Here is a 13,792-nt window from a genome sequence, read left to right as displayed (position 1 = left end):
AATCCAATAGTTTTCTATCGAGGATATTATTGTCCCCACCTACCTGAAATCAAAATTAACTACAAAAAGATCAATTATTATTAAAAATAATTATATGCTACAACAGTGTCGCTATTTGCTAGGATAGTGACATTTTCTGTTATTTTTAGTCATTCTTCACTAAAATTGGGCAAAAAACCTATACCCATACTTAAAGAACATTTATGAAATTATAAAATGCAAAATCAAAAACACAAAGGACAAAACCCTTAGAAAATTGATATAAAAAAGCCAATTCAAACAAAAAGGCCACCTTCAAAAGAAAGTGACCTTTAAACAAAGTACTATGTTTTATATATCAAGGATTTTGGGTCAAGCCCTCATGAACCAACAATTGTGCTTCAGGAATGTATTCAATTACAGCATTGTCATCTGGAGACACTGATGAAACCGGACTATTCCCAGCCAAATGAGTCCCAGGATAAGCCCTATCCATTGTCCTGTCATTCCTAAATACATCTATTTTTCTGTGCCCTTCAAAAGCCAATTCGAGTTGCCGCTCTTCCAATACCGCATCCAGTACCGACTTATCACCCAAGTTTGCCATCGTATATAAACCAACCTCTGGTATTCCTGCACGCTCTCTGATCAAATTAACATCATCCAATGCCAATGTGGTATTACCCAGTTTAGCGTTAGCTTCTGCTCTGTTCAAATACATCTCTGCCAGTCTTGATATTACGGGAGACCAAAGGTGCACTTGATCTTCTTGACCAGAACATTTCAACACATAATATTTAGGGAAGCCATTTCTTAAATCAAGCTTTTTATCTATCAAGACTTTTTTACTTCCTTCTGAAGTTTCTACGAAATAATCATATCCTCCATGCCCATTAGAAACTTTCTCCAACATCTTGGCTTGACCGTTTTCTGAATAAGTATAGTCCTCCCCTGATTGAGTCACCTCTTTCCACTTATACGTATTAGCATTATCAACGTACAGAGCCCAAGTGATGCTCTCATCTACCACAACAGGCTTGATAAACTTGTATCGCTCATCCTCAGGATATTCTCTAACCATTTCTAAATATGGCCTTGATGCGTACATTTCACCCCAGCCCGTTCCTTGAATATTTGCATACAATGAACCTACTGTATACCACCCATTGGATGCATAATCCGCATCAGGAATAAACTTAATGGCAAAAATTGTTTCAGAATTTGACTCTGGAGCCAACTTGGTATAGTCAGCCAACTTTTCCGTGGCTAGCAAACTAAACTTACCAGAATCAATCACCATATCAGCATATTCGATCGCCTTGGCGTTTTCTTCCTCATAGAGATAAACCCTTGACAAAAGCGCCCATACAGCCTCTTTGGTTGCATAAACATTGGACTTGTCCTCTTTGAAAAGAGAAGCAGCCTTGAGCAAATCAGCCTCTACCTGATCATAAACCTCCCCTACCGTTGACCGGGTAGGGTGATTCAAATGATCTCCATCAAGCTTTAAAGGAACTCCAGGATTGTCTCTGCCCTGCCCATAAGGTCTACCAAAAATATTCACCAGTTGAAAATGCATCAATGCCCTGATGTAATAATTTTCGGCCAAGAGTTGGTCATTAGCGTCGGAAGCTCCTTCTTCAAGTGCCTCAATAGTTTTATTGGCACCAACAATTATCTGGTATGAACTTCTCCAAAAACCAGCCACACGAGAACCGTTTGGAATTCTTTGATAATTATAAGTGAAGAAAAGAGGGTCCGTGGTAGTACCACTTAGAGCCAGATTGTCAGAGGGATATTCATAAAGCCTATGCCAGTTATCACTCCAAGCCTTCATCCTACTATAAGTACCCAGTGTCACAGACTGCGCACTGGATTCTGAACTTTGCAAATCATCTGCAGTAATGGAATCATAAGGGCTCCTGTCAATATCACAGGCAGCAAGGATCAACATAACTAATCCAACCCAATATTTATTATTTAGATATTTCATTGTTGTTTGCTTTTGAGGTTAGAAAGAAAGGTTTACACCAAAAGATATCCTTCTTGGAAGCGGATAAGGAGAAGAGTTATCTCCATTAACAGCTGCCTCAGGATCAAGTCCTGAATAATCTGTAATTGTAAACAGGTTATCTGCAGAAATGTAAGCACTTAAACCATTGATCTTCCAGGCATTGGTAATATGGGTAGGTATGGTATATCCCAAAGTCACATTTCTCATTCTAATAAAACTTGCATCTTCCAAATACCTAGAAGAAGCCTTATGCGCATTATTGTTACCGCCATAAATAGGTTGTGGATGAGTTGCGTTAGGATTTTCAGGAGTCCATCTTGACCACCCATCTTGTAACTGCATAAAATTATAAGTAGGGTAAGCTCCATCACTATCAAACAATTCCCTAGCGCTATGGTAAACCATTGCCCCATGAGAGTAAGCCATAGTAGCATTTAAATAAAAGTTTTTGAACTGCATGTATGAGCTTAGACCTCCAAAGAAATCAGGAGTGCTGGTACCTACCTTTTGTAAACTTGCCGCAGAGTAGCTACCAGTTATGCTTACCTCTCCAGTACTAGGATCAACTGTTTCCCACTGAGGTGTGCCATCTTCAGGGTTTACTCCAGCCCATTTTCTCATGTACCAAGTATCAATATTCTCTCCTTCTTCAATAATGGTTTGACCAGAAACTTGGCTTCTGCCTTCATACAACTCAGTAATCTCATTGATGTTCTTACCAATATTAAAATCCAATCTCCAGTTGAAGCCAGAAGCTGTCTGCAACACATCGGCTCCTAATGTAAATTCAATACCGCTGTTTCTTACACCACCGATATTATCATAATACCCATCGTAACCTGAAATATTTGGCAATGGCACAAAGTGTAACAGGCCACTTGTGCTTTTATTGTAGACCTCAAGTACACCATCCAGCCTGTTCCATAGGCCAAACTCAACGCCGATATTGCTATCGTAAGTCTTTTCCCAAGTCAAGTTATCATTCCCTAAAGTAGTTGGGATTGCTGCAGGGTCTCCATTATACTGGGCATCCAAAGAATAAAGTTCATATTGAGGATACAAAGAAGATGGGGTATTTCCCACTCCACCATATGCGGCTTTCAATCTCAAATAACTGAAAGCCTTGCTACTGAAGAAGCTTTCACGGTGAATATTCCATGAACCACTGATGGCAAAAAAGTTACCATATTTTTTATTCTCCCCGAACCTCGATGCACCATCTCTTCTGAATGAAATCTGCGCATTGTACTTACTCTTAAAGCCATAGTTGGCATTTAGTAAATAAGATTGGAATGCGTAGTCATTTTTGGTTCCACCAATGGTCGTTGGCTCGGAAGTGCTGCTGATGATTGTGGCACCTGGAACTATCCCTTTACCCGTAGCACTAAGGTCATTGTACACATAATCACTGTATTCATAAGCAACCAAGGCATTGATAAAGTGGTCATCAAAACTTTTGGTATAGGAAAGCATTTGGTTGGTAAATCTGGTGATTCTTTTCGCCATGCTATTGGAAATCCTACCATTATCAGCTAAACCGCCATTGGATCGAGGATCAGTGTAGCTAAATCCTTCAGAATTATAGTATGTGATGTTGTTGGTGGAGATAAATGACAAGTTATCGGTGATATCATATTGAAAATCCATGTTGGCCAGGATATTAAATGTCGCATTATCACTGTAATTCCACTGTAGGTCATAAAGGTAATTTCTATTGTCCCTACCATACCAGGTCACATCCCCACTTTGAGGATTTACTACATTCCCTGCTTCATCATATGGATTGTCCCAAGGCAGGTTTCTGTACATATCATAGATACTGTGCTGTCTATTTTCTGTAGTAGTATAGGTTGCTGCAAGTTTTGGTTTGAAAGTAAACTTCTCAGACACATCATAGTCCACATTAAATCTTCCAGAAAGACGTTCATAGGTATATCCTTTTACAGACCCTTCCTCTTTGAAATAATTTCCTGTGGTATATATTCTCGCTTTGCCGGAAGTTCCTGAGTAGGAAAGGTTATAGTCCTGCACAGTCCCAGCCTGGGTACCTACGTCCAGCCAGTCAGTATCTGTATTCAACAAATCTTCTGTATAATAGTCTGGAACAGCATTTTGATTAGGAAACTGTCCCCAGAGGTCATACATTTCCTGGGAATTGGAAATTTTAAAGCCACCTGTGTTAAACAAAGAAACCCCAGTTTTTGCACTTAAGTTGAAAGAACTCACATCAGCACCTTTTGCAGATTTAGTGGTCACCACAACCACACCGTTGGCTCCTCTAGAACCATAAAGCGCAGCTGAAGCAGCATCCTTTAATACTGAAATACTTTCCACATCTGAAGGGTTCAAGTTAGGCGTTCCATGCCAGATGACCCCATCCACAACCCAAATAGGATCAACAGATGAACGTATGGAGTTCTTACCTCTAATTCTTATCGTCGGAAGTGCTCCTGGAGTACCTGAAGAAGTCACGATGTCTACCCCAGCCATTTTGCCTTGGAGCATATTTCCTACGTTTGGAGATGTAATGTCTTTCAATTTGTCTCCATCCACTACCGCAATGGACCCTGTTAGATTCTCTCGTTTTTGTGAGGTGTAGCCAGTCACAACAACTTCCTCTAAGCCCTGGGCATCTTCTTCCAGCACCACTTCCAATTCACTCAATCCACTGACAGAAACTTCCTTGCTTTTAAAGCCAATGAAAGAAAACTGAAGTACCGCATTTTCATCAATTCCTGTAAGAGAAAACGAACCGTCGAGGTCAGTCACTGTACCGGTAGTCGTACCTTTAACCAAGATGCTTACTCCCAAAAGAGGCTCTCCAGTAATATCAATTACCTTTCCGCTCACATCTTTGAAAACCTGATCAGTATTATCAACTTCCTGTGGAACCATCACATGGACGGTCTTATTGATTTGCTTGAATCTAAAGCCATATTCCTGACCAAGTTTCTGAAGTACTTTTTCCAAGCTTTCTTTCTTTACTTCCAAAGTCACTCGCTTGGTTTCTATCTGATCATTATAAGTAAAGTGAAACCCCGTCTTTCTTTCAATTTCCTCTACTACATTCTTAAACGGCTCATTCACAAAATCAACAGACAAAATCATCTTATCCATATCATTTTGCCAAACAGCTGAACCATTGTAGGCGTACTGATTTGCACTTAATGGGGATACTTGAAACAGCATGGACAAAGTCCACATAGTCACAAATCCCAACCGCATTAGTAATTTTTTCTTCATAGCGTTATTAAGTTTATGGTTGGTATACATTTTACATTCCGGCCAATATTTTTCCGGAGAGGCTTACACATTTTGGGTTTTAATTTCATTGGGTTTATAATTAGAAAATGGTCACTTTTTTATTATCGATCTTATATTGAAAGCCTTCGGTATAGGCTAATCCCTGTAGGACATTATCTAGCATTTCATTTTCATATCGGCCATTCAATCCTCCTTTGAACTTCACACTTTCACTCACCGTAATTTCCACATCATACCACTCCTCCAGGACATCAAAAACATCCTTAAAACCCATGTTCTCAAACTTGATAATGCCATCTTTCCATCCAGTTATCGCCTCTAGATCAAAGTTCCCCTTTATCATCTCCTTCTTTTCTTTGGAATAAGTGATCATTTCCATGGGGCTTAACCTTTCTCTGATTCCCTCAAGGGTATACACTTCCACTTTTCCGTTTACTAGTGCTACCTTTTGGTCTTCTCTATCGGGATGACTGCTCACGTCGAATGATGTGCCTAATACTTTCACCTTAAGCTCCCCCGCCGATACAATAAAAGGAACCGCTTCATCATGCTCTACATCAAAAAAAGCCTGACCGACAAGCCTCACCTCTCGGATACTATCTGAAAAATGCTCGGGGAACTCAATAGTACTGTTTGCATTGAGTTTTACCAATGAACCATCTGGCAAATGGAATGACATTTTGGTTCCAGGCTTACTGGATTTACTTAACCATATGATTTCTTTTGAATCCTTTTGTTCTGCAGAAGGCTGGAGTAAATATGTCATAGACCCCAAAAAAGCGACAAAAAATACAATCACCGCAGCCACTCTGTTTGACAAAAGAAAATCTATAAACACCTGAAAACCACCTCTTCTTCCTAAACCTTCTTTCGATTGCTGGTGATGTTTCAACAAACTATCCAGTATTCGCTCATTATCAGGCTCCCCCATCTCAAAAGTTTCCTGATGCAGAGACAAGAACACCTCTTTGGACCTCCTCATCATCAAAGTCTTATCAGGATTCTCTTTTGCCCATTTTGTCCAATAGCGATTAGACTCCTCATTGGGGTCCATCACCCATTGCACAAAGTGCTCATTTAATAAAAAATCTTCTTCTGTACTGGGATTAAATTGCATTCGATAAAATGTTATTTTCTGTCTTCTACTATTAAAGAGACATCACTTTATCAAACAACCACTAATTGAAAATATTTTTTTACAAAAAATTACTTTAACTGCATGCAATAATTTCGTTAACTAATTATTAAATAAACAGCAGGTACATCAAAACAGTTAATGAAATAGTAAAGAGGCTGCTTTTGTAAGGAGCTAACTTGTCTGATAACTTACTCAAAACACGGTAAAGCATTGTCCTTACTGTTTTGGCATTGGCCAGACCAAGCATTTCAGCAATCTCAACATAGTTGAGGTTTTCAAAAAATCTCAAATTAAGTATCTCCCTTTGCCTTACGGTTAGCTCATTGCATGCATTCTGGATAATTTTTTTCTGCTTTTTATCCAATAAAGCATCCATAGAAATGTGGTCTTCGTCAACCAAAAAATTAAAAGCTGCACCTTCCTCTTCTTCATCAACATATTTCCTTTCTCTTTTCAAAGATCTCAGCAACACCCGGCGAAAGCTTGAAAAAAGATAAAATTTAACAGATTGGGCTACTCCAAGTTTATCCTTGTTATCGACTAGCTTAAAAAAAACATCCTGAATGGCATCTTGAATCAAAACCTCATTGGAGGTAAACTGTCTTCCATAAGAATATAATTTGTTGGAATACATCCTATAAATCTTTGCCAAGGCAGCATCACTCCCTTTCAGAAATTCGAGCCAAAGGCTTGTTTCTGAAGAGTTACTTTCAATGTTTACTTTATGATCTAATTGATCAGCTTGATTTGCTTGGAGCCGATTTAATAAAGGCATTACAGCTTCGTTTTCTTATTTAAAAACAAATAACAAGGCTAAATGTAATAAAAAAACATTTCGAATCAATTTCTTATCAGAATTAAAACGCATTGAAATCAAAAAACAATAGATTTTAACTTTTGAATCCTTTCAAATAAAATTTGATTTGGCAAAAGAAAAGCCCCTGCTAGATAACAGAGGCTTTTCTTAATCTGATTTTTTTATCAATCCAAGTTCTCAAAATCAATCTCAGGAGCTTTTCCTTTTGGACTGCGGCCATGCATACTGTTCAACTCAACAAAGTCATTGAAGTATCCTCCATTTCTTAAAAAGAACATACCGCTTTCTTCTCCTCCTGCATAATCAAGCCTGTATCCTCTACGCGCAATATCATCTCCCGTAAATTTTGCTTCAGTCAACTCTTCCCAATTTCCTTCCGTGTCCATGACCCACTGATTATGATAAAAAGCCTTTCGACCTATATAACCATTTCTATCAATAAAATTCTCTAGAAATGAGTGGGGACGCTTATACCAAGTATCTGTCTGAGGCCTCAAGAAACTGGCTATCAATTTCCACTTACCTACTTCTGGAGCATAAAAATAAGCTGTATAAATTGTATTTCCTTTGCCATCAGGCTCCACGGAATTCAAAAATCGATAGGTATTTCCCGTAATCCAATTGTAGCGAAAAAAGCTCTGTCCCCCAGAACCTTCATTGCCAAACTCACCTGTATTCACTCCCTCCCCTTTTTTCAGCAATTTGATGCGCTGATCTTCAGGTATCTCATCAGGGTTATTGGTATGAAACGGGCTCCAAACTGAAAACAGCACCCTTCTTTCTGTATCAGAATTGGCCTGTATTCCAAAATAACCTTCACCAAAGCCATTGGCCATATAATATGAACCATTTGGATCTTCTCCCTCAGGAACAGTGATTTCGTTGTAAAACCATTTGAAGTTTTTATCTTCCGGCAAGGTATAGCTCAAATGCACTGAAGGACCTCTTCTACCCCAATAAAAGCGATTACTCTCATTGTCCTTGACATAAGTAATGTCCACTTCACTCTTTGTAAGAACCATAAGTGACTTAAGCGAAGGGTAGGATTCTCCTGATTTGGACACACCCTGAACATCTACTTGCACATACCCTGCAGGCAAATCAAACAAGCCTACACTCACCGTATCCTCAGTCCCTGCCTCTAAACTGACTACTTCAGCATTTTCTCCAACTGATACTTTTATCTCACTGGAAGATTCTCTGCTATCTACAATCAGTTGCAACAAAGCCTTCTCTGCTTGAGGCAATTTAAAATAAGTACTCAATACAGCCTCTTCTTTTGTCCAGTCTATCACAGTACCTTTCCTGCTGACCTTGGCACCTTCACCACCTGATGTCACATAAGTATTTCCTCCTACAGGAATGGACAACTGGGACAAATATTCCTTTTCTAAATCTTCTAAAGAGTCATTATTGCAGGCCAGAAGGCCTGCAAATAACGACAATGTCAACAACGTTTTAAATCCCATTTTTTTGAGTTTATTTTTGAACAGGCGCAATGATATAGCTATAGGAATGGTCTGCAAATGGAACCCTATACTCTTCTAAAGCAATGGAACCCCAGCTATTAATGCCAGCCACACCTGTTTGGATCAGGTCCACATGCAAATTCGTAAAGCCATTTGGCTCCAACTCACCGCTATGAATATTCTGCTTTTCTTTGCCTGGGTAAAGCTGATCAATACCATAAGGTAGTGCACTTACATTTAGTAAATGATCAACAGCTAAAATCCTTACCCCTTCTTTACCTTCTTTTCTTACTGTAGCCCAGCGAACGTCAGTCTTGTTTCCTGATTCCTGAGGCCTAACGTAAGGGTGGTATTGTTCCATGACACTTCCTTCATACAATCCCACCTGAGCACTGAACTTACGGTCAACATAACTTTCCCAAGGACCTCTTCCATACCATTTGAAATGATCCAATTCACCTGGCAATTTCAAATCCGTTCCTAACTTGAGAAGATAATCATGTTCTCCCTTGATCGCTTTAAAATCATTATCTACTTTGATCTTGCCATCATTGGAGAAACTATATACTTGTGTAAAAGAGGCATCTCCACCTAGCACATCATACAATACTGTCACCTGATAGGCACCATCAGTTGCTTTTTTGTGAGATATACTTTTCAGCTTAGTCACATTCCCATGCAAGTAATCTAACTTCTGACCACGACCGCCACCAAAGTCATTGTCTACCAATGGTCTAAACAAAGACAAAGAAGGACCATCAATGATCAGTTCCTTATTTTTCACTTTATAATCATGGAACTGGCCTGTTGTCTTATCAAAGTTGACGGAGAACAGTTTGTTTTTAATGCTTAATGTATTTCCTTCTTCTGACACTTCTACTTCAGCTGTTTCTGGAGAAAAAGTCGTTAAAACAGGTTCTGTCAGTCCAAACTCAGCTTCAGCTAACAAGGTACCTGGAGACATTCTCCCTTCCTCTTCAATAATTTTGCCTTCAATCTGAAGTCTATACTCAGCAGCCTCATCTCTTACAAGCTCAAAAGGCAATTCCACAACAGACTTCTGTCTTGGAGCAAGACCAAAAGAACCCACCTTTGCTCTTTTCACTTCTACTCCATCTTTCAGTAAAATCGCTTCAAATTCATAGTTAGCGATATCACGGAAGAAGTACTCATTAAAAATTTCCAGTTTATCTTCTTTGGTCAGTTTGAAAGAAACATCCTGATGGGCCCTTCTTACTTCATAAGCATGAGGATTCCATCTTCTATCAGGCATGATCACACCATTGATCAAGAAGTTGTTGTCACTAGGAGTTCCTTCTGGACCCCAGTCTCCACCATAACCAAACACTGTCTTACCATCTTTTTCGAGATATATACCTTGGTCCACCCAGTCCCAGATATAACCTCCCTGGAGCATAGGGTACTTTTTAATCACTTCCCAATACTCCTTGAAGTTCCCCATACTATTTCCCATGGCATGGGCATATTCACTCATAATATATGGTCTTGGAGGATTACTCTCTGCATACCTCTCCATTGTTTTTGGATGCGGATATTGTGGTACGATAATGTCTGTATTCCATTCAAAAGTAGATCTTTCATACTGAACCGGACGGGAAGGATCATATGCCTTGATCCACTCATAAGCTTTGTAGAAATTGTAACCATTTCCAGCTTCATTCCCCATACTCCAAGCTACTACCGATGGATGGTTTTTATCTCTGAAAATCATTCTCTTGATTCTCAACATATGAGCATTTAGCCATTCTGGGGCATTACCCAAAGATTTTTCCGGGCTATAGTACATTCCATGTGACTCAATATTTGCCTCATCTATCACATAAAAACCATATTTATCACATAGCTCATACCAGTAAGGATCATTTGGATAGTGGGAAAGTCTCACCGCATTCATGTTCAACTCCTTCATGATGCGCACATCTGTTTCCATTTGCTCACGTGTCATGACGTGGTGCGTCTCAGGATGAGACTCGTGTCTGTTCACCCCTTTAAACAATACTGGTTTTCCATTCACCAAAAACTGATTGGCTACGATTTCATAGGTTCTAAAACCTACATTCTGGCGAATCACTTCCTTTGTATCTCCAGACTCATCAGCCAAAATCAATTCCAATTCATATAAAGTAGGGATTTCGGCAGACCATGCTAACACACTTGGGATTTCTGCCGCAAAATTCAAAACAGTCTTTCCTAACACCCTTTTCAGCCCAACTGTCTTTTGAGACTTTTCGAAAATCAAATTACCCTGAGGGTCAAAAAGCTTGGCAGTTACCGTGTTCTCACCCTGCTGCTCTTCTGTCCTGTTCCACAGATCAACGGTCACATTTAGCTTTCCATCTCTATAGTTATTCACCAAAGGACTCTTCACAAAAAGATCATAGAAATGCACCTTTGGTCTGCTGTACAAATAAACATCACGCTCAATACCAGAAATCCTCCAAAAGTCCTGCGCCTCCAGATAAGAACCATCATGCCATCTTCTTACTTCGATCGTGATCAAGTTGTCACCTGATTTTACATAATCGGTAAGTTCATATTCGGACTCCAGCTTACTGTCTTCCCCAAGGCCTACGTACTCACCATTTACATAAAGTCTAAAAGCTGACTTTACCGCTCCCAAATGGATAAAAACCTGCTCATTCTCCCAAGCAGTTGGTAAAGAAATTGTTCTTCGGTATACACCTGCAGGATTATCCTTGTTTTCTATATAAGGGGGATTTGGGTTTTTGACTGCAAATTCAAACGGATGGTTTACGTAAATCGGAGTACCATAACCATTAAACTCCCAGTTGGCTGGTACTTTAAAATCGTCCCAAGCCTGATCATCAAAACCAATTGTCTCAAAATCTTCAGGCAATTTTTCATAATGATCTGTCCAAAAGAACTTCCAGGTTCCATTCAGGTCTAAAAATCTCTCAGATGCCGCCTTATCATTAGCCTCTGCTAATTGCTCATTTTCAAAAGGAAAATAAGAAGATCTCATGGGGAGCCTATTCTCCTCCTGAACATTAGGATTTTCGAATATGGGGTCAGCTTTTTTTTCCTGTGCAAAAGTGTTATGCACTAGCGCCATTACGCACAAAGCTGTGGTAAAAAAGGACTTCATGAAGTATAAAATTTTAGTGATTGAATCTTAGGTAGTCAGAGTTTCATTTTGTCTTGACCAAGCAAATGGATTTTTCTTTTGAAACTTAACTATTTACAAAAAAAAGAAATAAAACGAATTAATTATACTTTAATATGAAATAATTTGAAATAAAAACATGATTATTTATGAAAATTAAAAAGTTTTACCACTCATATCTATTTGAGTCCGTTCAATAAAAAATCGTTAATTCAGCAAAAAAACAGGAAGCAAAACAGTTTTTACAAAAAATAAATTAACCACAAATAGTTATCAAATATAAACACTTAAGTTGATTCAATAAAACAAATAAAACAATAAAGATAAATACTTACCCTAGTTTTAAGACTATTTATGAATTGCTTCAATACAGATAAGCTCCTTTAAAGTCCTATGGTACAACTTTCCATTAGCAAATGAAGGCGTATTGACAGACCAAGTCTCCCCAAATGGGCCAAGGTCATTTACACTAACCAAAGCACGCTTATCAAAATATTCTGTATCTGTGCGCACACAATAAACAACCCCCAACATTGTTGTAAAAAACACCTTATTGTTAACGCAAATAGGATTTCCATTAAAATTCCAATGCCACCCATCCCTTTGAGACCTTTTATCATGAGCTACATCAAGCCCTCTAACATTGTTGGTTTGGGTCTTCAAATCTTGATTCCAAAGATAATTTTTCGTACCTCTTTCATGACTGACCTGAACAGGAACTTGGAGATACTCCACCTTGCCTGTTTGCAAATCCACTTTTCCAAAAGAATAATCAGGCCCAATATTGTCTCTATAGTTTCCTTTTTTAAAACACATAAAAAAAAGCTTTTCACCCACTTTAATATTGGAATACCATGCTGGAAAAACCACTGGGTTTAACTTCTCATCCATGTCAATATTTTCAAACAAATCATATTGCTTCTTTTCTGAATTCCACAACCTAACATCGACATTATCCACCAGAGATATTTTCTTTTCCAACTTTCCATTCTGGGAATTTAAAACATGGATTTCATTCTCACTTTCGGTATACCAGATGGCCTGATCCTCATTCCAAGTAGCATTGTAAAGGGCCATACCTTCAGCAGTTTGATATTGCCATAACCGTTTGCCCTCTTTAAGATCAACCATTGAATACCCTTTAGGCGACTCTGGGACACCATGATGTCCTCCACGCCCTATCAAAACGGCCGGAGTTCCATCCTTCATACAACCATATTGGGGAGTATTATAATGCGTCAATCCATCTTCAGAAATCCATTTTACTTTCCCAGTATGCTTGTCAATGGCATAAATATAATTCCAACCATAAACACGGTCGCCACCCTTCTCCCAATAAGGTTCCATATTCAAAACTACATCGCCATGGACAATTGGCTCAAACTGTTTGTTGAAAGGAAAATGAACTCCATCCAGCTCTTCTACAGGCTTCCAAGTCCTTTCCCATTGTCTATTTCCTTCAAAATCATAACAGCTGAGGTTGCCACTGGCATTGTAAAACCAAACATATTCCCCATCTGTCACGGGCCCTGGCGTGCTGGAATCAGAAAACCCATACATATATTCACTTTTCACACTTCCACTCAGCTCCTTTTCCCATAAAACCTTCCCATCTTTAGCATCCACACATAAGGCCAAAATATCAGCTCCCAACAAATCACTTTTTTCGTTGACAGCAGCAACTGGCTTCATCACCGAAAGAAAAATTCGATCTTCCCATACTGCAATCCCACTTTGTCCCCCTTCAGGCAAAGGAGTCTTCCAAAGGATGTTTTCGCCAGTAGTCACACTAAAACTTTCTGGAACTTGTTCATCAGTCTCCACAACCCAATCCCCATTTGGACCCGCCGGCTGAGGCCAATAAGTACTATCTTGAGCACTTTTAGAACAGGAAAAGCTAATTAAAACAAGGAAGGCTAATGAAAGTGCTCTAGTCATAACATAAATTAATTTATACTAATTTTCA

At 39.0% G+C, this 13,792-nt stretch carries 7 protein-coding genes; all 7 read right to left on the bottom strand.

Translation table 11 applies throughout. The features are described 5' to 3' along the window. Window positions 1-337: 337 nt before the first annotated feature. The gene (locus tag JL001_RS10340) at window positions 338-1,972 is read right to left on the bottom strand and encodes a RagB/SusD family nutrient uptake outer membrane protein (RefSeq protein WP_200976007.1); all 1,635 of its coding nucleotides are present in this window, start codon (window positions 1,970-1,972) and stop codon (window positions 338-340) included. Between the two features lie 18 nt (window positions 1,973-1,990). Beyond that, window positions 1,991-5,236 (bottom strand): SusC/RagA family TonB-linked outer membrane protein, encoded by a 3,246-nt coding sequence (locus JL001_RS10335; RefSeq protein WP_200976006.1) that lies wholly within the window; start codon window positions 5,234-5,236, stop codon window positions 1,991-1,993. Between the two features lie 100 nt (window positions 5,237-5,336). Beyond that, window positions 5,337-6,374, bottom strand: a complete 1,038-nt coding sequence (locus JL001_RS10330) for a FecR family protein (RefSeq protein ID WP_200976005.1) — start codon at window positions 6,372-6,374, stop codon at window positions 5,337-5,339. Between the two features lie 127 nt (window positions 6,375-6,501). Next, on the bottom strand, window positions 6,502-7,170 hold the full coding sequence (locus JL001_RS10325; protein ID WP_200976004.1) for an RNA polymerase sigma factor: 669 nt from the start codon (window positions 7,168-7,170) through the stop codon (window positions 6,502-6,504). Between the two features lie 206 nt (window positions 7,171-7,376). After that, window positions 7,377-8,681 (bottom strand): DUF3472 domain-containing protein, encoded by a 1,305-nt coding sequence (locus JL001_RS10320; RefSeq protein WP_200976003.1) that lies wholly within the window; start codon window positions 8,679-8,681, stop codon window positions 7,377-7,379. Between the two features lie 10 nt (window positions 8,682-8,691). After that, entirely contained in the window at window positions 8,692-11,808 is a 3,117-nt protein-coding gene (locus JL001_RS10315; protein WP_200976002.1) for a glycoside hydrolase family 2 TIM barrel-domain containing protein, read from the bottom strand. Window positions 11,809-12,174: 366 nt separating this feature from the next. Continuing rightward, a complete protein-coding gene (locus JL001_RS10310) occupies window positions 12,175-13,764 on the bottom strand; it encodes a PQQ-binding-like beta-propeller repeat protein (protein WP_200976001.1) in 1,590 nt (529 codons plus the stop codon). Window positions 13,765-13,792 lie beyond the last annotated feature (28 nt).

Origin of the sequence: Echinicola sp. 20G, assembly GCF_015533855.1 — a bacterium.
Taxonomy (GTDB): Bacteria; Bacteroidota; Bacteroidia; order Cytophagales; family Cyclobacteriaceae; genus Echinicola.
The sequence above is the reverse complement of the archived record's forward strand: the minus strand, read 5'-3'. Positions and strand labels throughout refer to the sequence as shown.